This window comes from Pseudomonas sp. S2_A02, from assembly GCF_054668495.1.
Genome location: NZ_CP162776.1, coordinates 5,895,788 through 5,919,554 on the forward strand (window position 1 = coordinate 5,895,788; position 23,767 = coordinate 5,919,554).

The following is a 23,767-nucleotide window of genomic DNA, read 5'->3' on the forward strand; positions in this document are numbered from 1 at the left end:
CCTTGATCCCGTCAGTTAATTAAACGAGGAATCAAACATGAAACTTGCACAACTGAGTGCGTTTGCGGTGGCGTTGGTGATGTCTTCTGTGGTCTTGGCTGAAGGCGGCGGCGACCGGGCATTCGAAAAAATGATGGCGGCCAATGACCGGTCGGTAGAGAAATTTGTCGCCAAAGAGCAGGCGCGCGACCCCATCGTTGTGAATGAAAAGAAGGACGACAAGACCAAAGACCTGTAAGCGTGCCGCACTTGAACAAGCCCGTCATCGATTCCCGTTGCCGGGCTTTTTTATGAGCCGGATTTTGAAGGAAGTGGATATGAAGTTATTTAAGTGGATTACGTTTGCCGGGGTTATGGCGATGTCCCTGAATGTACTCGCTGAAGGTGGCGGTGACCGGACGTTCGAGAAAATGCTCAGTGCCAACGCCAAAGCCATGGAGCAATACGCCGCCAACCAGGGCAAACCGGCACCGGTGGTGAAAGACTATGAATACGGGATGAAGCTGGATGTGGTGAAAGTGGTAAGCGTTGTGCGGCCGCAGGTGGCTTGCGCTGTGGTGCCCACCGCAATGACCTATGAGGATTCTCAGGGGCAACTCAACACCATCAAATACACCGTGGCGGGAGACTGTCGCAAACGCGGTGGGTGAGGGCGTATGACCGACATCCGATCCCCGTGCGCAACGTGACGACCGTCCCCGCAGGAGCTGCCGAAGGCTGCTCCTGCTCAGTGCGTATTTCAATCGGAATTCTGGTTTGTCCGCGCACCACACAGATCGTATTTCAATTCGGGATGTTTAAAAGTTGTGTCGCAAAGGCTGAACCTTCCCACAATGTTTTCAGGTTGTCCGTCGGACGTCCGGTCTCTAGCCTGTGTACATCGCTGCTAAATCAGCGATCGGGATTGGAACCCCGGGGCTCCACTGAAAGCAAAAGCTCCTTTCATGACGTATGCTTGCGCACCTTGATGGTGTGCACTCCGTTATGGCGGCTGTGCGCGGGAGACTTCGAGTCTGTCGGGTTTTGCTCAGTGGCCCGGGTTCCAACCTGCGTACAGCTGCCACCCCTTCGCGTGGAACCGAATGGGCCAGCTCTAACCATCACGCTGAGTACCAAAATCATGAAAAAGCCAACACCCAACCCTCCCGAAGCAGACGCCGTTGCGGACACCGACTCAACGTCCCCCTACGCCTCCATCGACACCAAAAAACTCCACGAAGCCGCCGAACGTACGCTCGATTACTACCTGAACCGTACCGCCCACGTCATGGCCACGCCCTACACCCCCAACCAGATGTATTTCGCCAATCCCAAAGCCGACACCGAATCCCTGCTGGCCAATGCCAGCGAGTCATTGTCCTCGGCCACGGTCATGCTCGGTGACTTCGCCGCGTTGCTGGAAGGCACCCATCGCAAGACTCTGCTGGGTATTGCGCAGGTGGTGATGCTGGGAGAGTTGGCGGTGAATCAGGCGTTGGATAACGTCGAGCCGGCTGCATAGCCCTGTGGGAGCGAGCCTACTCGCGATGGCGGTGGGGCAGTCGACGAAGATGTTGGTCGTGCCGACGCCATCGCGGGCAAGCCCGCTCCCACAGTTTCCCGCGATGTTTGCCGAACTTGTGTACACCACAGAACCTGTGGGAGCCGGGCTTGCCCGCGATAGCGGTGGTTCAGCCAATGAAGATGTTGGCTGTGCCGGCGTCATCGCGGGCAGGCTCGCTCCCACAGTTTTTCGCGATGTTTGCCGAACTTGTGTACACCACAGACCTGTGGGAGCCGGGCTTGCCCGCGATAGCGGTGGTTCAGCCAATGAAGATGTTGGCTGAACCACCGCTATCGCGAGCAGGCTCGCTCCCACAGTTTTTCGCGGTGTGTTAAAGACCGGGCATAAAAAAAGCGCCCCGAAGGACGCCAAAAGATTCACCTCTTACCAAAGGAGCAAGGAGCTTCTAAAGGTGAATTTGCATCAACCAAATGAAGTCAGAGAATCGCCAGCGGATACTCGACAATCACCCGCACTTCATCCAGATCCGATTCAAACGCCGTGGCGCGGGTATTGGCCTGGCGCAGACGCAGCGACATATCTTTCAGCGAACCGCTCTGCACCACGTATTTGACTTCGATGTCGCGCTCCCAGCGCTTCTGGTCGGTCAGCGGGTTGCCATTGGCATCGCGGCGCATGTACACGGCGTTGGCGTTGGAATAGTCGGCGTCGGTGCCACGGCCGTAACGGGTCATGAACGACAGCCCCGGAACGCCGTAGGTCGTCATGTCGAGGTCGTAACGCACCATCCACGAACGTTCCTTGGGCGAGTTGAAGTCGCTGTACTGGATGGAGTTGTCGAGGAAGATCGAGTCGGACTGGCGCAGGTAGTCGAAGTCGTCATTGCCGTTGTTGCGCTGATGCGACAGCGCCAAGGAATGGGCTCCGAGTTTCAGGCCGACGCGGCCGCTCCAGATGTTGTTGTCGAACTCGCCGAGCAGTTGTTTGCCTTCGTCGACCGCCTTGTAATAGTTCAGGCCACCGAACAGCGACAGGTCATCCGACAGCGGGTAAGTCCACGCGGTGCCGGCGTAGTACTGATTCCAGGCATCCTTGAGGCGACTGGAATACAGGCTGAAACTGAGATTTTTGTTCAGCGTGTAGTCGCCACCGAAATAGCCGACCCACGGCGAGTTGACTGGGCCGGCGTAGAAGGTCGCGAAGTTATCGCGCATGTCGCTTGACACCGGTTGGCTCATCGCATGCAGGCGACCGCCCTGTACCGACAGACCTTCGATACTGGTGTTGGTGGCCGTGACACCCCGGAAGCTTTCCGGCAACAGTCGGGAGTCACCCGCCGCAACCACCGGGTTGGCGGGGAACACATCGCCGACCTTCACCACCGTATCGAAGGCGCGCACTTTGGCAGCGCCACCGACCTTGGTGTATTCGTCCCGCGCTTGGCCATCACTGTCGACCGGCAGCACGTCGAACGAACTGCGGCCACCGTTGCGCCCGTCACCGGTATCGAGCTTCAAGCCGATCATCGCAAACGCATCCACGCCGAACCCGACGGTGCCTTGGGTAAAGCCGGATTCGAATTTGCTGATAACGGCGTGAGCCCAGGCCTCGGAATAACCATTGCCGGTGGGGCTGGACTGGCCGTTGCGGTGATCTCGATTGAAGTAGAAGTTGCGGTTGAGCACCGTCAGGCTGCTGCCCTCGATAAACCCCTCGGCTTTATCTTCCGCCAACACCATGGACGGCCCGGAGCCGACAACCACAGCTAAAGCGGCTATCGACATTTTTTTATTGTTAACCATCAATCACTCCTCGGGTTCGGCAGAACGGGAACGTGCTTCGGCGTGGGTTTTATTGTTCGGCGGGTAAGGGCCCGCCGGCATGGTCGCCGGGTGACATTGTTGCAAGCTGCGGATAACGCCAAGGTGATGGGGGAATTACAATTTCGTCATGTGGGTGTGGCTGGCTTCAAAAGAGCAGGGCAGCAGTAACAAATCCCACAAACGCAAAAACGGCACCCGAAGGTGCCGTTTCTGTTTACTACCGAGTGTCGCTTAAGCGATCAACCCGCCAACCCCGATTGCTGAACCAGGTTCAGCAGCGGCTGTGGATACAGGCCGAGGAAGAATGCCAGTACGGCAATCGCCAGCAGCATCACACCGCCTGCACGTTGTTCCCAGTGCAGCTGGGCATCGTGGCGACGCAGGTTCGGTTCCATCAGGTACAGGGTGACCATCACACGCAGGTAGTAGAAGACGCCAATGGCGCTGCCCAGTACCAGGGAGCCGACCAGCCACCATTGGTGCGATTCGACACCGGTAGCGATGATGTAGAACTTGCCGATGAAGCCCGCGGTCAGCGGGATACCGGCCAGCGACAGCATCATCACGGTCAGCACGGCGGTCAGGTACGGGCGGCGCCAGAACAGGCCGCGGTATTCGTACAGGGCATCCGCGTCACGGCCGTTGTATGGCGAGGACATCAGGGTGATTACACCGAACGCGCCGAGGCTGGTGATCACATAAGTGACCAGGTACACGCCGATGGCTTCCACGGCCAGGCCTTTGCTCGCCACCAGGGCGATCAGCAGGTAGCCGAAGTGGGCGATGGACGAGTAACCCAGCAGACGCTTGAGGTTGCTTTGGGTCAGTGCCAGCAGGTTACCGAACAGGATCGACGCGATGGCGATGATGGTCAACACGTCGCTCAGCACACCGCTGCTCGCCGCTGGCGAGATCTGGAACAGACGCACCATCACCGCGAACACAGCGACTTTCGACGCGGTGGCCAGGAACGCTGCCACCGGTGCCGGAGCACCTTCGTAAACGTCCGGGGTCCAGAGGTGGAACGGAACCAGCGACAACTTGAACGCCAGGCCGATCAGCATCATGCCCAGGCCCAGTTGAGCCAGAGAACTTGGCAGGCCGGTGGCCGCCAGGGCCTGACCGATGCCGTTGAAGCTCAGGCTGCCAGCGTCGGCGTAGAGCAGGGCCATGCCGAACAACAGGAACGCGGAACCGGCGGCCGACAGCACCATGTACTTGATACCGGCTTCCAGCGAGCGCTTGTTGAAGAAGGCGTAAGCCACCAGACCGTAAACCGGTACCGAGAGCAGTTCCAGACCGACGAACAAGCCGGCCAGGTGCTGCGCGCTGACCAACACCAGGCCACCGGCGGCGGCCATCAGGATCAGCAGGTAAAGTTCTTCACGGTTGCCCGGGTAACCCGAACCGCCATCGCCGAGGTAGGCGTGGGCGAGGGTGACACAAGCGAGGGTGGCGACCAGGATCAGCGCCATGTACAAGCAAGCGAAGGTGTCGATCTGCAGCAGTGGAGTCACGGCCAGCGGCGCGACTTTCAGGGCTGGCAGGATCGACAGCAAAGCCAGGTTCAGACCTGCCACCGACAGCAGGAAGGTCTGTGAGTGGTTGCGGCGCCATGCGATAGCCAGCATCACCACGATGATCGTGGCGCTGGTGATCAACAACGGCGCAAGCGCGATAAAGTGTTGAGTCGTGAATTCCATAGCGCTCTTACCGGGCCGAAGCGAGTTGAGTGAAGGCGGTGCCGAGCCACTGCTGCACGCCATGCATCGTCGCGGCAGAGGTATCGAGGAACGGCTGCGGGTACACGCCGATGTAGATCAGCAGCGCCGCAAGTCCAACCACCATGATCAGTTCGCGACCGTCCATGCCATGCAACACCGCGTCCGATTTCGACGGGCCGAAGTAGGCACGGTGGATCATGATCAGCGAGTAGACCGAACCGAACACCAGGCCGGACGTCGCAATCACAGTGATCCATGGGGCGCTGGCAAAGGTGCCGATCAGAATCAGGAACTCACCGACAAAGTTACCGGTCGCCGGCAAGCCCAGCGACGCGGCGGCGAAGAACAGGCTGAGAGCCGGCAGGTAGGCAATCTTCGACCACAGGCCACCCATCTCACGCATATCGCGGGTGTGGGTACGTTCGTACAGCTGACCGGAGAGGATAAAGAGTGCCGCGGCCGACAGACCGTGCGCCAGCATCTGCATCACTGCGCCCTGCAGCGCCAGTTGGCTGCCGGAGTAGATGCCGATCAGCACGAAGCCCATGTGGGAAACGGACGAGAAGGCGATCAGACGCTTGATGTCGGTTTGCGCGAAGGCCAGGAACGCACCGTAGAAGATCCCGATCAGACCCAGGGTCATCGCGAACGGCGCGAACTCGGCCGAGGCATTCGGGAACAGCGGCAGGGCGAAACGCAGCAGGCCATACGCTGCAGTCTTCAACAAGATACCGGCCAGGTCCACGGAACCCGCGGTCGGTGCCTGGGCGTGAGCGTCAGGCAACCAGGAGTGGAACGGCACCACTGGCAGCTTGACCGCGAAGGCGATGAAGAAGCCGAGCATCAGGATGTACTCGGTGGTCATCGACATCTTGGTCTTCAACAGATCGGCGTAGTTAAAGGTAATCACGCCGGTGTCGTTGAAGTTGACCAGTACCAGCCCCAGGATCGCCACCAACATGATCAGGCCGGAAGCCTGAGTGAAGATGAAGAACTTGGTCGCCGCGTAGATCCGGGTTTTCTTGCCGTCCGAAGAACTGTGACCCCAGAGCGCGATGAGGAAGTACATCGGCACCAGCATCATTTCCCAAAAGAAGAAGAACATGAACAGGTCGAGGGCGAGGAACACGCCGACGACACCGCCCAGGATCCACATCAGGTTCAGGTGGAAGAAGCCCACGTGACGCTGGATCTCTTTCCACGAGCAGAGTACCGAGAGGACACCCAGCAGGCCGGTCAGCAGGATCATCAACAGCGACAGGCCGTCGAGGGCCAGGTGCACGTTGATGCCGAAACGCTGGATCCAGACGTGTTTGAACTCAATCACCCAGGTCGGATCGGCGCCAGGCGCCGGAGCAAATGAATAGTCGCCATGGGCCCACAGCCAGAGGCCGAGAGCGAGTTCCAGGGACATGGTCAACAGCGCAATCCAGCGCGGGAGGGTAGAGCCGAAGCGCTCACCCATCCAGCACAGCAGGCCGCCGATGAAGGGGATCAGGATTAGCCAAGGCAGAATCATGACGGGCTCGTTTCCTTTCGCAAGTTCGCAAGGTTCATATCAGACCGCTACCAGCACGACGGCGCCGATTACCAGCACGGCACCAGCAGCCATCGAGGCGGCATACCAACGCAATTGACCGGTCTCGGTGCGGCTCAGGGCGGTGTGACCGCCTTTGGCCATACGCGGGATCAGACCGATGGTCTGGTCGAGCGGGTCTTTGCGCAGTACATGGCTGATCGCAAGGTAAGGCTTGACGAACAGTTTGTCGTAGATCCAGTCGAAGCCCCAGGCAGCGAACCACCAGGCCGAAAGGAAACGGCCGACGCCGCTGTTGGCGATGGCGGTGACGAAGCGACGCTTGCCGAGGAACAGCAGCGCAGCCAGCAGGATACCGGCCAGGGCGATGGCGCCGGAGGCGATTTCCAGACTGTGCTTGGCTTCGCCGCCGGCATGGCCGACGCTTTCTGGCAGTACACCGTGCAGCGGCGGAACGATCATTGCGCCGACGAACGTCGACAGTACGATCAGCACCGACAGTGGCAGCCAGTGAGCAATGCCGTGACCAGCATGCGCTTCGGTCTTCGCTTCACCGTGGAACGCGATGAAGATCAGGCGGAAGGTGTACAGCGAGGTCATGAAGGCGCCGACCAGACCTGCATAAAGCAGACCCTGGTTACCGCTGGCGAACGCTTCCCAGAGGATTTCATCCTTGGAGTAGAAGCCCGCGGTCACCAGAGGCAACGCCGACAGGGCCGCGCCGCCGACGATGAAGCTGGCGTAGGCCAGTGGCAGTTTCTTCCACAGGCCGCCCATCTTGAAGATGTTCTGCTCGTGGTGGCAGGCAACGATCACAGCACCGGATGCAAGGAACAACAGCGCCTTGAAGAAGGCGTGGGTCATCAGGTGGAAGATCGCGCCGTCCCACGCACCTACGCCCAGGGCCAGGAACATGTAGCCGATCTGGCTCATGGTCGAGTAGGCGAGGATACGTTTGATGTCGGTCTGAACCAGTGCGGCAAAACCTGCCAGCACCAGCGTCACGCCACCCACAACACCTACCAGGTGCAGGATATCCGGAGCCAGGGCGAACAAGCCGTGAGTACGGGCAATCAGGTAGACACCGGCGGTCACCATGGTCGCGGCGTGGATCAGTGCCGAAACCGGAGTAGGGCCGGCCATCGCATCCGCAAGCCAGGTTTGCAGCGGCAGTTGCGCGGATTTACCGACAGCGCCGCCCAGCAGCATCAGGGTCGCCAGAACGATCCAGAAGTCGCCGGCCTTGAAGTGCTCAGGCGCCTTGACCAGCAGTTCCTGAATGTTCAACGTGCCCAACTGTTGGAACAGGATGAACAGGCCGATGGCCATGAACACGTCGCCGACGCGGGTCACGATGAAGGCTTTGAGTGCTGCGTTACCGTTGTTGCGGTTGCTGTAGTAGAAACCGATCAACAGGTACGAGCACAGGCCCACGCCTTCCCAGCCGAAGTACACGAACAGCAGGTTATCGGCCAGGACCAGGAACAGCATGCTGGCGATAAACAGGTTGGTGTAGGCGAAGAAGCGCGAATAACCGGCTTCACCGCGCATGTACCAGGACGCGAACAGGTGGATCAGGAAGCCGACGCCGACCACCACACCGAGCATGGTCAGGGACAGACCATCCAGGTACAGCGCGAAGTTCGGCGTGAAGCCTTCTACCGCCATCCACTGCCACAACACGTGGGTGTAGTGACCGCCTTCAGGTGGTGCAACGTTGAACTGCCAGATGATGTAAGCAGTGACAATTGCCGACAGGCCAATGGAGCCGACGCCGATCAGCGCCGAAAGGTTTTCCGACCAGCGACCGCGTGAGAACGCCAGCAGCAGGAAACCTATGAGAGGAAATACGAAAGTCAGATAGAGAAGGTTCATCCGCGCATCTCGCTGGCAGCGTCGATATCGAGAGTGTGGAAGCGGCGATACAGCTGCAACAGAATCGCCAGGCCAATACTGGCCTCGGCGGCTGCCAGGCTGATCACCAGGATGAACATGATCTGTCCATCCGGCTGCGCCCAGCGACTACCGGCAACGATGAACGCCAACGCGGAGGCATTCATCATGACCTCCAGGCTCATCAGCACGAAGAGAATGTTGCGCCGGACCATCAGGCCGACCAGACCGAGGCAGAACAGGATGCCGGCAACCGCCAGACCATGCTCCATAGGGATAGCAGGCATCGTCATTGCTCCTTGGCTTCGTTGCGGCCCAAGTGGAACGCCGTGACGGCTGCGGCGAGCAGCAGCATCGAGGCGAGTTCGACCACCAGCAGATAAGGACCGAACAGGCTGATGCCCACGGCCTTGGCGTCTACGGTGGTGTGGCCGAGGGCCTGGCCGCTGGAGTGGCTGAAGAGTACATACAGCAGTTCAGCCAGCAGCAGGGCACCGAGTGCGACCGGACCCAGCCAGATGCCGGGTTTGAGCCAGACGCGCTCTTGCTGAACCGAGGCGGGGCCCAGGTTCAGCATCATCACCACGAACACGAACAGCACCATGATGGCGCCGGCGTAGGCGATCACTTCCAGTACACCGGCAAACGGTGCACCGAGGGCGAAGAACGTCATGGCCACGGCGATCAGCGAAATGATCAGGTAGAGCAGGGCGTGCACGGGGTTGGTGTTGGTGATCACGCGAAGCGTGGACACAACAGCGATACCCGATGCGAAATAGAAAGCGAATTCCATCTTTCTTCCTTAAGGCAGCAAGCTCTTCACGTTGATCGGCTGGGCTTCATTCTGCGCGGAGCCTTTTGGCTTACCGGCAATCGCCATACCTGCAACACGATAGAAGTTGTAATCAGGGTTTTTGCCGGGGCCGGAGATCAACAGATCTTCTTTCTCGTACACCAGATCCTGACGTTTGAACTCGGCCATCTCGAAATCCGGTGTCAGCTGGATCGCGGTGGTCGGGCAGGCTTCCTCGCAGAGGCCGCAGAAAATGCAGCGCGAGAAGTTGATACGGAAAAACTCCGGGTACCAGCGACCGTCGTCGGTTTCAGCTTTCTGCAGCGAGATGCAACCGACCGGGCACGCCACGGCGCACAGGTTGCAGGCTACACAACGTTCTTCGCCGTCGGGGTCGCGGGTCAGCACGATACGTCCACGGAAGCGCGGCGGCAGGTACACGGCTTCTTCCGGGTACTGCAGCGTGTCGCGCTTGCGGAAGGCATGGCCGAAGATCATCACCAGGCTGCGAAGCTGGGTGAAGAAGCCATGCACGATGTCAAAAATGTACTTCATGATTCTCTATCCTCACTGAGCCGCGACGGCGGGCGTGTTGAGCAACACGACCGCAGCGGTCACCAGCATGTTGACGAGGGTCAGCGGCAGGCAGAACTTCCAGCTGAAATCCATCACTTGGTCATACCGTGGGCGCGGAATCGAGGCGCGCAGCAGGATGAAGAACATGATGAAGAACGCGGTTTTCAGTGCGAACCAGATGAACGGGATCTGCGGCAGAATGCCGAACGGACCGTGCCAGCCACCGAAGAACAAGGTCACCAGCAGCGCCGAAATCAACACGATGCCGATGTACTCACCGACGAAGAACATGCCCCATTTCATGCCGGCGTATTCAATGTGGTAACCGTCGGCCAGTTCCTGTTCCGCTTCCGGCTGGTCGAATGGGTGACGGTGAGTCACGGCGACGCCAGCGATGAAGAAGGTCAGGAAACCGAAGATCTGCGGAATGACGAACCACAGGTTCTGCGCCTGGTATTCAACGATGTCGCGCATGTTGAACGAGCCGACCTGGATCACGATGCCCATCAGCGACAGGCCCATGAACACTTCGTACGACACGGTTTGTGCCGAGGCCCGCAAGCTGCCCAACAGGGCGAACTTGTTGTTACTCGACCAGCCGGCGAACAGCACCGCGTAGACCGACAGACCGGCCATGGCGAAGAAGAACAGGATGCCGATGTTGATATCCGCCACGCCCCAGGTCGGGGTGATCGGGATGATCGCGAAGGCCATCAGCAAGGCGCTCATGGCCACGACCGGTGCCAACGTGAAGATCACTTTGTCGGCGAACGGCGGGGTCCAGTCTTCCTTGAAGAACATCTTGATCATGTCGGCCGCGATTTGGAACGCGCCGAACGGGCCGACGCGGTTCGGACCGTAACGGTCCTGCCAGAGGGCGAGCAGACGACGCTCGACCCAGCTCAGCAGCGCGCCGCACACCACCACGGCGAGCAGAATCACGATGGCCTTGAGGACCGCGATGATTACGTCGATCACTTCAGGCGTGAACCAGGTCATAGAGCTGCCTCCTGCAGACCGTCAACGGATTTGCCAAAGATCGCAGGCGGAATACCGGCAATACCGGCCGGCAATGCGACCAGGCCGGCACCCAGCTCTTCGTTGATGCGCAGCGGCAGACGCAGAGTCTGGCCGGCCACGTTCAGGCTCAGCAGGGCACCGTCATTGACGCCCAGGCGATCTGCTTCGGACTTGGCCAGCGACAGGTAAGGGGCTGGAATGCGTTCTTGAACCGGCGCGGCTTTGGAAGAGTTCTCTTCGCTGCCAAACAGGTGGAAGAACGGCACGACCTGCCAAGTGCCCGGATCCGGGTTGAACGCGCGCGGAACACTGGCGAACCAGTTCAGCGAATCACCGGTGCTTTCGATCAGGCGAGTGCCCGGGTCGCCAGCGCGGATGTGACCACCGACTTCGTCCTGGAACTTGTTCCAGGCTTGCGGCGAGTTCCAGCCCGGAGACCAGGCGAATGGTACTTGCTGACGCGGTTCGACCGAGCCCGAGTAACCTTCCATGGAGAACGAGAACGCAGTGTCGTTGTCCTGGGAAGTACGCGGTTCATGCACGCTGATGTCGGCGCGCATGGCGGTCCGGCCGCTATAACGCAGCGGTTCGCGAGCCAGTTTCAGGCCTTTGATGCGGAACGCGGCGGACGGTGCGGCATCGACGATGCGCGCCAGTTGCGGTTTGCTCGCGGCAACGGCAGCGGTGACGTGGTCCAGTTGGGTCCAGTCGATCGGCTGGTTCAGCAGGGTCGAACGCAGGGCATGCAGCCAGCGCCAGCCTTCATGAACCAGAATGTTTGCGTCGAGGTAAGTCGGATCGAAGACCTGGAAGAAACGCTGGGCGCGGCCTTCCTGGCTGACCAGCGTACCGTCGCCTTCAGCGAAGCTGGCAGCTGGCAGAACCAGGTGTGCGCGATCGCTGGTGGCGGTCTTCTGATGGTCCGCCACGATCACCACTTTCGCGGCGTTCAGGGCTGCATCGACAAGGGCTTTGTCGGTACGGGTGTACAGATCGTTTTCCAGCACCACGATGGCGTCGGCCTTACCGTCGATCACCGCTTGCAGCGCGGCGTCAACCGATTCGCCACCGAGCATGGCCAGGCCGAGGCTGTTGGCCTCTGGTACGATCAGGCTGATGGAACCGTTCTTCTCGCGCAGCTTCAGGGCTTTGGCGATGTTCGCCGCGGCTTCGATCAACGCCTTGGAACCCAGTGAGGTACCGGCAATGATCAATGGGCGCTTGGCAGCGAGCAGGGCGTTGGCGATGCGCTGAGCCAGTTCGAGGGCTTCAGTGTCCAGGCCTTCAACGGCCGGCGCGCTGGCGTCGAGGGCGTGAGCCACGGCGAAACCGATGCGGGCCAGGTCGTCAGGAGCTGCGTGGACGCATTCTTCAGCCACGTCGTCGAGCTTGGTTTCAGCCAGGCTGGCGATGAACAGCGGGTTCAGTGCGTTCTGACCGATGTTCTTCACCGCGGCATCGAGCCATGGCTGAACGCGCATGGCGTCGGCCATGTCTTCGGCCTTGCCCTTGACCGATTGACGCAGGGCCAGGGCCATGCGCGCAGCAGTCTGGGTGAGGTCTTCGCCGAGGACGAAAATCGCATCGTGATCTTCGATGTCGCGCATGTTCGGGATCGGCAGCGGGCTGTCTTTGAGCACCTGCACAACCAGACGAATGCGCTCAAGTTCAGCGGCTTCGATACCGGAGTAGAAGTGCTCGGCGCCGACCAGTTCCAGTAACGCGTAGTTGCTTTCGAGGCTGGCGCGTGGCGAACCGATACCGACGATGTTACGACCGCGCAGCAGCTCAGCGGCTTTATCCAGTGCTTCGTCGAGGCCCAGCTTGGCGCCGTTGGCCAGCAGTGGCTGACGCGGGCGGTCTTCGCGGTTGACGTAGCCATAGCCGAAACGGCCACGGTCGCACAGGAAGTACTGGTTCACCGAACCGTTGAAACGGTTTTCGATGCGACGCAGTTCGCCGTAACGCTCGCCCGGGGAAATGTTGCAACCGCTGGAGCAGCCATGGCAGATGCTCGGCGAGAACTGCATGTCCCACTTACGGTTGTAGCGCTCGGAGTGAGTCTTGTCGGTGAACACACCGGTCGGGCAGACCTCGGTGAGGTTGCCGGAGAACTCGCTTTCGAGGGTGCCGTCTTCAACGCGACCGAAGTACACGTTGTCGTGGGCGCCGAACACGCCGAGGTCAGTGCCGCCGGCATAGTCTTTATAGAAGCGCACGCAGCGATAGCAAGCGATGCAGCGGTTCATTTCGTGGGAAATGAACGGCCCCAGTTGCTGGTTCTGGTGAGTACGCTTGGTGAAGCGATAGCGGCGCTCGTTGTGGCCGGTCATCACGGTCATGTCTTGCAGGTGGCAGTGACCGCCTTCCTCACAGACCGGGCAGTCGTGAGGGTGGTTGGTCATCAACCATTCAACGACGCTGGCGCGAAACACTTTCGCTTCTTCGTCGTCGATGGAGATCCAGCTGCCGTCGGTGGCGGGGGTCATGCAGGACATGACGATCCGACCACGCTTGTCGTTCTCGTCGGTGTACTGCTTGACCGCGCACTGGCGGCAAGCGCCAACGCTGCCAAGGGCTGGGTGCCAGCAGAAATAAGGGATATCGAGGCCTAGCGACAGACACGCCTGTAACAGGTTGTCTGCCCCATCGACTTCGAGCTCTTTGCCGTCTACGTGGATAGTGGCCATGGTTCAAAGTTCTTCGTTGGCCCGGTGTCAGCGGGCGTGGCTAATGGAATCTTGTTATCCGTCCGAATCCAAACAGCCTCGAAAGGCGTCATCGGACGAAAAGGCGAAGGGCACGGACCCTTCGCCTTTTTAAGCGTTTACGCGCCGACTACGATCGGCTTTGCCAGAGGCGGGACGACGGCGCTGGTAGGCGCGATGCCGGCTTCGAACTCTGGACGGAAGTATTTGATGGCGCTGCCCAACGGCTCCACGGCACCCGGTGCGTGTGCACAGAAGGTCTTGCCCGGGCCGAGGAAACCGACCAGACCCAGCAGGGTCTCGATATCGCCAGCTTGCCCTTCACCGTTCTCGATCGCGCGCAGCAGCTTGACGCTCCACGGCAGACCGTCACGGCATGGGGTGCAGAAGCCACAGGATTCGCGGGAGAAGAACTCTTCCATGTTGCGCAGCAACGACACCATGTTGACGCTGTCGTCCACCGCCATGGCCAGGCCGGTACCCATACGGGTGCCCACTTTGGCGATGCCGCCGGCATACATTTGTGCGTCCAGGTGTTCCGGCAACAGGAAACCGGTACCGGCGCCGCCTGGCTGCCAGCACTTGAGCTTGTAACCGTCGCGCATGCCGCCAGCGTAGTCTTCGAACAGCTCGCGGCCGGTGACGCCGAACGGCAATTCCCACAGACCAGGGTTCTTGACCTTGCCGGAGAAGCCCATGAGCTTGGTGCCCATGTCTTCGCTGCCTTCGCGGGCCAACGATTTGTACCAGTCCACACCGTCGGCAATGATCGCCGGTACGTTGCACAGGGTTTCAACGTTGTTCACGCAAGTCGGCTTGCCCCAAACGCCGACGGCGGCAGGGAAGGGCGGCTTGGAGCGCGGGTTGGCGCGGCGGCCTTCGAGGGAGTTGATCAGTGCGGTTTCTTCACCGCAGATGTAACGCCCGGCGCCGGTATGCACGAAGAGCTCGAAATCAAAACCCGAACCCAGGATGTTTTTACCCAGCAGGCCCGCTGCCTTGGCTTCTTCCACGGCACGGTTGAGGTGCTTGGCGGCGGTGGTGTATTCGCCACGCAGGAAGATGTAGCCACGATAGGTTTTCAGCGCGCGAGCACTGATCAGCATGCCTTCGATCAGCAGATGGGGCAGTTGCTCCATCAGCATGCGGTCTTTCCAGGTGTTCGGCTCCATCTCATCCGCGTTGCACAGCAGGTAGCGGATATTGATGGATTCGTCCTTGGGCATCAGGCCCCACTTCACGCCCGTAGGGAAGCCTGCACCGCCGCGGCCCTTGAGGCCGGAGTCTTTCACGGTCTGGACGATGTCGTCCTGGGCCATGTCGGCGAAGGCCTTGCGCGCAGCGGCGTAACCGTTCTTGGCCTGGTACTCGTCGAGCCATACGGCTTCGCCGTCGTCGCGAAGACGCCAGGTGAGCGGGTGAGTCTCAGCGACACGCTTGATGCGGTTGGCTGGACCGAAGGAAGTCAGGGTCATACGTAGCCCTCGAGCAATTTGGCAACGCCGGCAGGCTGCACATCACCGAACGTGTCGTCGTCGATCATCAGTGCCGGGGCCTTGTCACAGTTGCCGAGGCAGCAGACGGGCAGCAGGGTGAAACGACCGTCGACGGTGGTCTGACCCAGGCCGATACCCAGCTTGCTCTGGATTTCGCTGACCACTGACTCGTGGCCGCCGATGTAGCAGACCATGCTGTCGCAGACGCGAATGATGTGACGGCCCACGGGCTGACGGAAGATCTGGCTGTAGAACGTTGCCACCCCTTCAACGTCGCTGGCCGGGATGCCGAGGATTTCGCCGATGGCGTAGAGCGCGCCGTCAGGCACCCAGCCACGTTCCTTCTGGACGATCTTCAGGGCTTCGATCGACGCCGCACGCGGGTCTTCGTAGTGATGCAGCTCATGCTCGATGGCCGAGCGCTCGGTTTCGCTCAGGGCGAAACGGTCTGTCTGGATAAGCGGGCTGTTCATGCTTAGCGGTCCACGTCGGCCATAACGAAATCGATACTACCCAGGTACGCGATCAAGTCCGCGACCATGCTGCCTTTGATCACCGAAGGGATCTGCTGCAGGTGCGGGAAGCTTGGGGTACGAATCCGGGTGCGGTAGCTCATGGTGCCGCCATCGCTCGTCAGGTAATAACTGTTGATGCCCTTGGTCGCTTCGATCATCTGGAAGGATTCGTTGGCCGGCATGACCGGGCCCCACGAAACTTGCAGGAAGTGCGTGATCAGGGTCTCGATGTGTTGCAGCGTGCGCTCTTTGGGTGGCGGCGTGGTCAGCGGGTGATCCGCCTTGTACGGGCCTTCCGGCATGTTGCGCATGCACTGCTCGATGATCTTGAGGCTCTGGCGCATTTCTTCGACGCGAACGATGCAACGGTCGTAGGCATCGCCATTGGCCGCCAGCGGGATTTCGAATTCGAAGTTCTCGTAGCCGGAGTAAGGGCGAGCCTTGCGCAGGTCGAAATCGCAACCGGTCGAACGCAGGCCGGCACCAGTGACGCCCCATTCCAGGGCTTCTTTGGTGTTGTAGGCGGCGACGCCGATGGTCCGGCCACGCAGGATGCTGTTGTCCAGTGCGGCTTTCTGGTATTCGTCCAGACGCTTGGGCATCCACTCGACGAAATCCTTGACCAGTTTTTCCCAGCCGCGCGGCAGGTCGTGAGCGACGCCACCGATGCGGTACCAGGCCGGGTGCAGACGGAAACCGGTGATGGCTTCGATCACCGTGTACGCCTTCTGGCGGTCGGTGAAGGTGAAGAACACCGGGGTCATGGCGCCGACGTCCTGGATGTACGTCCCCAGGAACAGCAGGTGGCTGGTGATCCGGAAGAACTCGGCCATCATGATGCGGATGACGTCGACCTTCTCGGGCACCTTGATGCCGGCCAGCTTCTCGACCGAGAGCACGTACGGCAGGTTGTTCATCACGCCGCCGAGGTAGTCGATACGGTCGGTGTACGGGATGAAGCTGTGCCAGGACTGACGCTCGGCCATCTTCTCGGCACCACGGTGGTGGTAACCGACGTCCGGCACGCAGTCGACGATCTCTTCACCGTCCAGCTGCAGAATGATACGGAATGCACCGTGCGCCGAAGGGTGGTTCGGGCCCAGGTTGAGGAACATGTAGTCCTCGTTCGGCCCGGAACGCTTCATACCCCAGTCTTCAGGCTTGAAGCGCGCGGCTTCTTCCTCAAGCTGTTGCTTGGCCAGGGTCAGGCTGAACGGGTCGAACTCGGTGGCACGGGCCGGGAAGTCCTTGCGTAGCGGGTGACCTTCCCAGGTCGGCGGCATCATGATGCGGGTCAGGTGCGGGTGACCGGCAAAGTTGATGCCGTACATGTCCCACACTTCACGCTCGTACCAGTTGGCGTTCGGCCAGAGACCGGTAACGGTCGGCACGCTGAGGTCGCTCTCGGACAAGGCGACCTTGATCATTACGTCACTATTACGTTCGATCGACATCAAGTGATAGAACACAGTGAAGTCGGCGCCGCTTGGCAGCCCTTGACGCTTGGTGCGCAGACGCTCGTCCACGCCGTGCAGGTCATAGAGCATGACGTACGGCTTGGGCAGGTTGCGCAGGAAGGTCAGGACTTCGACGAGTTTGGCGCGGGCAACCCAAAGCACCGGCATGCCGGTGCGGGTTGGCTGGGCGGTGAACGCCTCCGGGCCAAAACGATTGTTCAGTTCGACGACCACATCCTGGTCGTCTGCCTTATAAGGCGGGATGTACAGAGCACTGCCTGTAGTCATGGTTATTTATCGCTTTCGGTCAACGTAAAGAATGAAGCCAGTTTCTCGTTTCTTTGTAAGAACAGATCTGGATCAGACTTCGTCGGGGCTGCGCAGGTTGGTTACCTGAATACGCTGTTCGCGGCGCTGTTCCTTTTGCGAAGGCATCTCGGCGCGGTAAACGCCTTGATCGCCAACGACCCAGGAAAGTGGGCGACGCTCCTGGCCAATCGACTCTTGCAAGAGCATCAAGCCTTGCAGAAAAGCTTCAGGGCGGGGCGGGCAGCCAGGCACGTAGACGTCCACGGGCAGGAACTTGTCCACCCCTTGAACGACGGAGTAGATGTCGTACATGCCACCGGAGTTGGCGCACGAACCCATGGAGATGACCCATTTAGGCTCGAGCATTTGCTCGTAGAGACGCTGAATGATCGGCGCCATCTTGATGAAGCAGGTACCGGCGATAACCATGAAATCCGCCTGACGCGGCGATGCCCGGATAACCTCGGCGCCAAAGCGCGCGATGTCGTGGGGCGCCGTGAAGGCGGTGGTCATTTCCACGTAGCAGCATGAAAGACCGAAGTTATACGGCCACAGGGAGTTCTTGCGCCCCCAGTTGATCGTGCCGTTGAGCACGTCTTCGAGCTTGCCCATGAAAATGTTTTTGTGGACTTGATCTTCTAACGGATCGGAAACGGTTTCCCGTTTGCCAATCGGATACTGCTCGTTAGGAGCATCGGGGTCGATCCTGGTGAGATTGTATTGCATTGCCAAAGCCTCATTGTTTCAGCTTCGCTTGCCGCTTACGACGAGCTTCCGGAGCCCAGTCAAGGGCGCCCACTCGGAATAGGTAGACAAGACCTGCCAACAGAATTGCTATGAAAACGAGAGCTTCGACGAATCCGGTCCAGCCGCTTTCGCGGACGGACACAGACCAGGCAAAGAGAAAAAGGGCTTCGATATCGAAGATCACGAACAGCATCGCGACCAGATAGAATTTGGCTGAGAGCCGCAAGCGGGCGCCACCTGTAGGTAGCATGCCGGACTCGAACGGTTCGTTTTTGCTGCGGCCCCAGGCTTTTGACCCGAGGAGGCTGGAGACGCCGAGCATGAAGGCGCAAAGGCCGCCGACACCCAGAAGGAAAATGGCAAAGCCCCAGTTGTGGGCCATGAGTCCGGTCGCTTCGGGCATGCTGGTAATCCTTAACAGAGAGCAAAGGTCTCTGAGCTTGAAAAGAAACAAAGCAGTGACGATATGTCGCAGCAATCAATCGCGGTGATTTTATGGCTAAACACCGAGCAAGTAAAATTCAGATAGCGAAATTATTTACAAGAATAAGGACATAGCGCGCCTCCAAAGCCCTGTAGCCCATGCCGCTCGGGCATTAGCGGGGGTTTTGTCAAATATGTTTTGTAGGGAATGTAACGAACATACTTGACGCTAAATGATAATCAATATTATTTGTCGCAGTTTTCAAACTGTTTAACGGGTGAGTGGCTGGGAAGTTGTCTTATATGCGCGTTACTGCAAGTAGCGAGCGTGGTCGTTTTACCTGATTTTCCGGACCGTGAAACTGCTCTGGATCAATGTGTTTCGCAAAATTTTGTGGGTTGACGCGTTCCCTGTGGGAGCCGGGCTTGCCCGCGATGGCGGTGTGTCAGACGCTGCAGATGTTGACCGACAGGCCGCCATCGCGGGCAAGCCCTAATGTCATTCAGTTAAGCGTAAATCCATGTGGGAGCGGGGCTTGCTCGCGAAGGCGTCGGTTCAGCCAACATCAATGTTGAATGACACACCGCTTTCGCGAGCAAGCCCCACAGGGTTTTTGTGGTGGCTGGTAAATCGTGCGCAAAAAAAACGCCCCGAACCAGTCGGGGCGTCAGATGAGCGGCTTTGCGGTTAGCTTTTTATTCGGTCCGCAAGGGCCGTTTGCTTAAGCGAAGCAGATCAGTGGAACTGTTCTTCTTCGGTCGAACCAGTCAGCGCGGTCACCGAGGACGTGCCACCTTGAATCACGGTGGTCATGTCGTCGAAGTAGCCGGTGCCCACTTCCTGCTGGTGAGCCACGAAGGTGTAACCCTTGGCGGCGTCAGCGAACTCTTGCTCTTGCAGCTTCACGTAGGCAGTCATGTCGTTGCGGGCGTAGTCGTGCGCCAGGTTGAACATGCTGTGCCACATGTTGTGAATGCCGGCCAGGGTGATGAACTGGTGCTTGTAACCCATGGCGGACAGTTCGCGCTGGAACTTGGCGATGGTCGCGTCGTCCAGGTTTTTCTTCCAGTTGAAGGAAGGCGAGCAGTTGTACGACAGCAGTTGGTCCGGGTATTCCTTTTTGATCGCTTCAGCGAAGCGACGAGCCTCGTCCAGATCCGGCTTGGCGGTTTCGCACCAGATCAGGTCGGCGAACGGTGCGTAGGCCAGGCCGCGAGCGATGGCCTGGTCGAGACCGGCGCGCACTTTGTAGAAACCTTCCTGGGTGCGTTCGCCAGTCACGAATGGCTGGTCGTACGGGTCGCAGTCGGATGTCAGCAGGTCAGCTGCGTTAGCGTCGGTACGGGCCAGAATGATGGTCGGAGTACCGGCAACGTCAGCTGCCAGACGAGCAGCGGTCAGCTTCTGTACGGCTTCCTGGGTAGGAACCAGTACCTTGCCGCCCATGTGGCCGCATTTTTTAACGGAAGCCAATTGGTCTTCGAAGTGAACGCCGGCAGCGCCTGCTTCGATCATGCTCTTCATCAGTTCGTAAGCGTTCAGTACGCCGCCGAAACCGGCTTCAGCGTCAGCCACGATCGGTGCGAAGTAGTCGATGTAACCTTCGTCGCCCGGGTTCTTGCCGGCTTTCCACTGGATCTGGTCAGCACGACGGAACGAGTTGTTGATGCGCTTGACCACGGTCGGAACCGAATCCACCGGGTACAGCGACTGATCCGGGTACATCGATTCGGCGGAGTTGTTGTCCGCCGCCACTTGCCAGCCCGACAGGTAGATCGCCTGGATACCGGCCTTGACTTGTTGCACAGCCTGGCCGCCGGTCAGGGCGCCCATGCAGTTGACGAAATCTTTCTCAGGACGGAAGGACGGCTTGGCACCCTGGGTTACCAGGTTCCAAAGCTTGTCGGCGCCCATTTTTGCAAAGGTGTGCTCAGGTTGAACCGAGCCACGCAGGCGGACGACGTCAGCAGCGGAGTAATTGCGTGTCACGCCTTTCCAGCGCGGGTTTTCAGCCCAATCTTTTTCGAGGGCTGCAATTTGCTGTTCGCGTGTCAGTGCCATGGGGATAAACCTCGTCGCGTCTTTAATCGAAAGTGGTTCTGGGTGGACAAATCCTGCGTGCCAAGTACGCAATTCAAAGGGGCGTAAAAGGCTGCTCGCTGACCAGAAGCTTAGGCGGTCAAGTCGGGTTCGGCGGGGATGGCGACGGGATGAACGATGGGCTCGAGGGGAAGTGAGCAGGTAAGGGCGAACTGGCGAGCGCATTCGGGCGTCGTGGGCCTTGGTGCGAACTTCAGTGTGGAGCCGGGTTACCTAATTACGCTTCCGTCCCTCGGGACAACTTCGTTCCAGTCGGCAACCTCGTCAAACACACCTTGTGGGCGGTACAGACACGAATCGGCTCGCGGGGTAGGTGCGAACAGCAACTCGAAAGCCCTTGCCAGGGCCTCTGATTAGCGGGAGCGAGGCCATCATGCCTTTGCTTTTTTGGCTCGTCAAACGTTTTGTAGTGCTTTTTTTCAAGCACTACATCTTTGGTCTAATACGACTAATCAGTCAGTTTTTGGTGCTTTAGTCCAACGTATCGACTTTCACCCGCAGAGTCATGTCATCCCGGCCCTGAGTCGAGTAGCTGCGGGTAAGGCCCTGTTTGTCGGCCTGAGTCTGGCGATTTACGCCGGCCAGGGTGATCCATTCACCCAGGCGTCCCGTGACAATTGTGTCGGTACTTTGCACATTCACTACATCGGGACGTTCCTGGCTCATTCGGTCACGATTGGTACTGATCGCCAGATGAACGATGTCGCCGGTGACGCTGGCGGTGACGTAGAAACCCTGGGTGACGTTGCGGTATTCGGTCTGGCTGCGCAGGTCGCCGTAGGAATCAGTCTGTGTGCTGGTCAGCGGGACACTCTGGCCGACCTGGATCAGTGCCGGTGTGCCTTCGCTGGCCTGAACCTGCTGAATCCCGCCGTCACGGCTGTCGGTGCTGCGATTGATAATGCGGGTCTGGCTCGGTTTGGCGCCATTTACCGAGTAACCCTGATCGCCCTGGAAGTTGTTTTCGTTGGTGTCGACAGTAATCAGCAGACGTTTGGCAGCCACATCGAGTTGCGTGATCAAGGCTTTAAGTTCGTCGATCTTGCGCTGATCGGCATTAACGATCAGTTGGTTGCCGTAAGCGCTGACCTGGCCGTCCTTGCCAATGAAATCCTGGGCCATCGGCAGCATGTCGGCACTGGTGCGGTAGTTCAGTGGCACGATCTCGGTGGCGGCTATGACCGAAAAACTGCAGGTCAGCAGCAGCGTGGTGAGCAGGGTGCGTAGGGACATATCCGTTATCTCCGGCCTTCAAAGTCTTGATATTGCCAGTTTGTCGGCCCGCGGTGGGGCAAGTTGAATCGTAGACAGCAAAACGCCCCGGCATCCAAGGATGGCGGGGCGTGATCGTTCCCACGCTCCGCGTGGGAATGCAGCCTGTGACGCTCCGCGTCACTGCCGCGAGGGGACGCAGAGCGTCCCGAGAGGCATTCCCACGCGGAGCGTGGGAACGATCTGTTGCAGGGTATTAAGCCGAATGCCGCACCATGTCCACATGCGGAATCCCGGCTTCCAGGAATTCCTCACTGACCATGCTGAAACCCAAACGCTCATAGAACGCAGTGGCCTGCACTTGCGCGCTGAGCATCTGCTGCTTCAGTCCGCGTTCCTCGGCTTCACCGATCACCGCTTGCATCAGCGCATCGCCGACTTTCAAGCCGCGCCAATCCTTCAGCACCGACACCCGGCCGATGTGACCATCGGGCAGCAGGCGGGCGGTGCCGATCGGGAAGTCGCCTTCAAAGGCCAGAAAGTGGACTGCCGTTGCGTCATCAGCATCCCATTCCAGTTCAGGCGGAACGGATTGCTCGGCGATGAACACCGTCTCACGAATGCGCCGGATCTCGGCGTTGTCCTTTTGCCAGTCTGCGACACGTACGTGAATTTTATTCATCGGCAAATCCCAGGCTTCCTTGCTTGATCAGCTCGCACAGCAGGCCGCGGCCGTCTTCATCGCTCAGCCATTGGCCAAGGTTGTCGACATGCAGTGCGTCGGCGGCGCAGATCATTTTCAGCAACTCGCGCAGTTTGCCCGGCAGGTAACGGCTCTGGCCGCTGGCGAACAACAGAAGATCGTCATCGACTTCAGACCAGGCCATGCGCGCGCTCGGGTTGCGGATCAGGATCGCGCCTTGCTCGAGGCTGGCGAGCAGGTCGTCTTCTTCGATTTCTTCCGGGCCAACCACCAGTTCTGGGTAGCGCGGCTCGGTCATGAACTGGCCAAACCAGGTCAGCAGCAGGCGCTCGTCGCTCATGTGCTCGGCCAGCAAAGCTTTCAGGCGATCAAGGGCGTCGTGCTGAATCTGGTGTGGATCGACCGCTGGCAGGGCGTCAGCATCGGTGTAGCGCTCTTCATCGGTCAGGAACTGGCTGAGGAAATCGGTGAAGTGAGTCAGCACTTCAGAGGCGCTCGGGGCGCGGAAGCCGACCGAGTAGGTCATGCAGTCATCCACCGCAACGCCGCAATGGGCCAGGCGCGGCGGCAGGTAGAGCATGTCGCCCGGCTCCAGAACCCACTCATCGGTGGCTTCGAAGTCGGCGAGGATGCGCAGGTCCGCGTGTGGCAGCAGCTTGCTCTCGGAGTCGCACATCTGGCCGATCTTCCAGTTGCGCTTGCCGTAACCTTGCAGCAGGAACACATCGTAGTTATCGAAATGCGGACCGACGCTGCCACCCGGGGCGGCAAAGCTGATCATCACGTCGTCGACGCGCCAGCTCGGCAGGAAGCGGAAGTTCTCCAGCAGTTCGCTGACTTCTGGCACGAACTGGTCGACTGCTTGAACCAGCAATGTCCACTCGGTTTCCGGCAGTTTGCTGAACTCGTCTTCAGCGAACGGGCCGCGGCGCAATTCCCATGGGCGCTCGCCGTGCTCGATCACCAGGCGCGATTCAACTTCTTCTTCCAGCGCCAGTCCGGCCAGTTCGTCGGGATCGATCGGGCTTTCGAAATCAGGGATCGCCTGGCGGATCAGCAGCGGTTTTTTCTGCCAGTAGTCACGCAGGAATTCGCGCGCCGTGATGCCACCCAGAAGTTGAAGAGGAATATCAGGATTCATGTGTAACCTATTGAAAAAAGCACTTTTCAGACGGGAATAAAAACGCCCGGCGCTGCCGGGCGTCTCAAAAGGGTAAAGCGGTCGA

General features: G+C 59.4%; 21 protein-coding genes. 3 read left to right on the top strand and 18 right to left on the bottom strand.

All coding sequences use genetic code 11. From position 1 onward, the window contains the following. Positions 1 to 37: 37 nt before the first annotated feature. From AB4O41_RS26820 to AB4O41_RS26830, 3 genes are all read left to right on the top strand, one after another. On the top strand, positions 38 to 238 hold the full coding sequence (locus tag AB4O41_RS26820) for a co-regulatory protein PtrA N-terminal domain-containing protein (RefSeq protein WP_460145349.1): 201 nt from the start codon (positions 38 to 40) through the stop codon (positions 236 to 238). 79 nt (positions 239 to 317) lie between these two features. After that, entirely contained in the window at positions 318 to 650 is a 333-nt protein-coding gene (locus tag AB4O41_RS26825) for a DUF2790 domain-containing protein (protein ID WP_460145350.1), read from the top strand. Positions 651 to 1,120: 470 nt separating this feature from the next. Beyond that, the gene (locus AB4O41_RS26830) at positions 1,121 to 1,501 is read left to right on the top strand and encodes a DUF6124 family protein (protein ID WP_460145351.1); all 381 of its coding nucleotides are present in this window, start codon (positions 1,121 to 1,123) and stop codon (positions 1,499 to 1,501) included. A 479-nt stretch (positions 1,502 to 1,980) separates the two neighbouring features. Here AB4O41_RS26830 and AB4O41_RS26835 read toward each other — a convergent pair whose 3' ends face one another. From AB4O41_RS26835 to AB4O41_RS26920, 18 genes are all read right to left on the bottom strand, one after another. Further along, positions 1,981 to 3,306 carry an OprD family porin gene (locus AB4O41_RS26835; RefSeq protein WP_460145352.1) on the bottom strand — a complete coding sequence of 442 codons (1,326 nt, stop codon included), beginning with the start codon at positions 3,304 to 3,306 and terminating at the stop codon, positions 1,981 to 1,983. A gap of 260 nt (positions 3,307 to 3,566) precedes the next feature. Further along, positions 3,567 to 5,030 carry an NADH-quinone oxidoreductase subunit NuoN gene (gene nuoN / locus AB4O41_RS26840; RefSeq protein ID WP_008014910.1) on the bottom strand — a complete coding sequence of 488 codons (1,464 nt, stop codon included), beginning with the start codon at positions 5,028 to 5,030 and terminating at the stop codon, positions 3,567 to 3,569. 7 nt (positions 5,031 to 5,037) lie between these two features. Beyond that, positions 5,038 to 6,570 (bottom strand): NADH-quinone oxidoreductase subunit M, encoded by a 1,533-nt coding sequence (nuoM, locus tag AB4O41_RS26845; protein ID WP_367374934.1) that lies wholly within the window; start codon positions 6,568 to 6,570, stop codon positions 5,038 to 5,040. Between the two features lie 39 nt (positions 6,571 to 6,609). Next, positions 6,610 to 8,463, bottom strand: coding sequence for an NADH-quinone oxidoreductase subunit L (nuoL, locus tag AB4O41_RS26850; protein WP_460145353.1), 1,854 nt, complete (start codon positions 8,461 to 8,463; stop codon positions 6,610 to 6,612). Continuing rightward, a complete protein-coding gene (gene nuoK, locus AB4O41_RS26855) occupies positions 8,460 to 8,768 on the bottom strand; it encodes an NADH-quinone oxidoreductase subunit NuoK (protein WP_007946416.1) in 309 nt (102 codons plus the stop codon). The genes nuoL and nuoK overlap by 4 nt, the downstream gene beginning before the upstream one ends. A gap of 2 nt (positions 8,769 to 8,770) precedes the next feature. Beyond that, positions 8,771 to 9,274, bottom strand: a complete 504-nt coding sequence (gene nuoJ / locus AB4O41_RS26860) for an NADH-quinone oxidoreductase subunit J (protein WP_105343952.1) — start codon at positions 9,272 to 9,274, stop codon at positions 8,771 to 8,773. A 9-nt stretch (positions 9,275 to 9,283) separates the two neighbouring features. After that, positions 9,284 to 9,829, bottom strand: a complete 546-nt coding sequence (nuoI, locus tag AB4O41_RS26865; protein ID WP_198044941.1) for an NADH-quinone oxidoreductase subunit NuoI — start codon at positions 9,827 to 9,829, stop codon at positions 9,284 to 9,286. A 12-nt stretch (positions 9,830 to 9,841) separates the two neighbouring features. Then, positions 9,842 to 10,849 carry an NADH-quinone oxidoreductase subunit NuoH gene (nuoH, locus tag AB4O41_RS26870; protein ID WP_052967022.1) on the bottom strand — a complete coding sequence of 336 codons (1,008 nt, stop codon included), beginning with the start codon at positions 10,847 to 10,849 and terminating at the stop codon, positions 9,842 to 9,844. Then, positions 10,846 to 13,560, bottom strand: coding sequence for an NADH-quinone oxidoreductase subunit NuoG (nuoG, locus tag AB4O41_RS26875; RefSeq protein WP_460145354.1), 2,715 nt, complete (start codon positions 13,558 to 13,560; stop codon positions 10,846 to 10,848). Before nuoG ends, nuoH begins: the two co-directional genes overlap by 4 nt. 137 nt (positions 13,561 to 13,697) lie before the next feature. Next, complete coding sequence (gene nuoF, locus AB4O41_RS26880) at positions 13,698 to 15,053, bottom strand: NADH-quinone oxidoreductase subunit NuoF (protein WP_253544864.1); 1,356 nt, start codon at positions 15,051 to 15,053, stop codon at positions 13,698 to 13,700. Next, positions 15,050 to 15,547 carry an NADH-quinone oxidoreductase subunit NuoE gene (nuoE, locus tag AB4O41_RS26885; protein WP_030130919.1) on the bottom strand — a complete coding sequence of 166 codons (498 nt, stop codon included), beginning with the start codon at positions 15,545 to 15,547 and terminating at the stop codon, positions 15,050 to 15,052. The genes nuoF and nuoE overlap by 4 nt, the downstream gene beginning before the upstream one ends. Before the next feature lie 2 nt (positions 15,548 to 15,549). Beyond that, positions 15,550 to 17,334: an NADH-quinone oxidoreductase subunit C/D gene (gene nuoC / locus AB4O41_RS26890; RefSeq protein ID WP_123722022.1), complete on the bottom strand. Its 1,785-nt coding sequence runs from the start codon at positions 17,332 to 17,334 to the stop codon at positions 15,550 to 15,552. 72 nt (positions 17,335 to 17,406) lie between these two features. Continuing rightward, entirely contained in the window at positions 17,407 to 18,081 is a 675-nt protein-coding gene (locus tag AB4O41_RS26895) for a NuoB/complex I 20 kDa subunit family protein (RefSeq protein ID WP_008014893.1), read from the bottom strand. Between the two features lie 10 nt (positions 18,082 to 18,091). After that, positions 18,092 to 18,505, bottom strand: coding sequence for an NADH-quinone oxidoreductase subunit A (locus tag AB4O41_RS26900; protein WP_007905050.1), 414 nt, complete (start codon positions 18,503 to 18,505; stop codon positions 18,092 to 18,094). Between the two features lie 756 nt (positions 18,506 to 19,261). After that, positions 19,262 to 20,587 (bottom strand): isocitrate lyase, encoded by a 1,326-nt coding sequence (gene aceA, locus AB4O41_RS26905; protein WP_007905048.1) that lies wholly within the window; start codon positions 20,585 to 20,587, stop codon positions 19,262 to 19,264. A gap of 510 nt (positions 20,588 to 21,097) precedes the next feature. Then, entirely contained in the window at positions 21,098 to 21,859 is a 762-nt protein-coding gene (locus AB4O41_RS26910) for a secretin N-terminal domain-containing protein (RefSeq protein WP_460145355.1), read from the bottom strand. Positions 21,860 to 22,094: 235 nt separating this feature from the next. After that, a complete protein-coding gene (locus AB4O41_RS26915; RefSeq protein ID WP_007905044.1) occupies positions 22,095 to 22,520 on the bottom strand; it encodes a GNAT family N-acetyltransferase in 426 nt (141 codons plus the stop codon). Continuing rightward, positions 22,513 to 23,682: a ribosomal protein uL16 3-hydroxylase gene (locus tag AB4O41_RS26920; protein WP_460145356.1), complete on the bottom strand. Its 1,170-nt coding sequence runs from the start codon at positions 23,680 to 23,682 to the stop codon at positions 22,513 to 22,515. The genes AB4O41_RS26915 and AB4O41_RS26920 overlap by 8 nt, the downstream gene beginning before the upstream one ends. Positions 23,683 to 23,767: the final 85 nt, after the last annotated feature.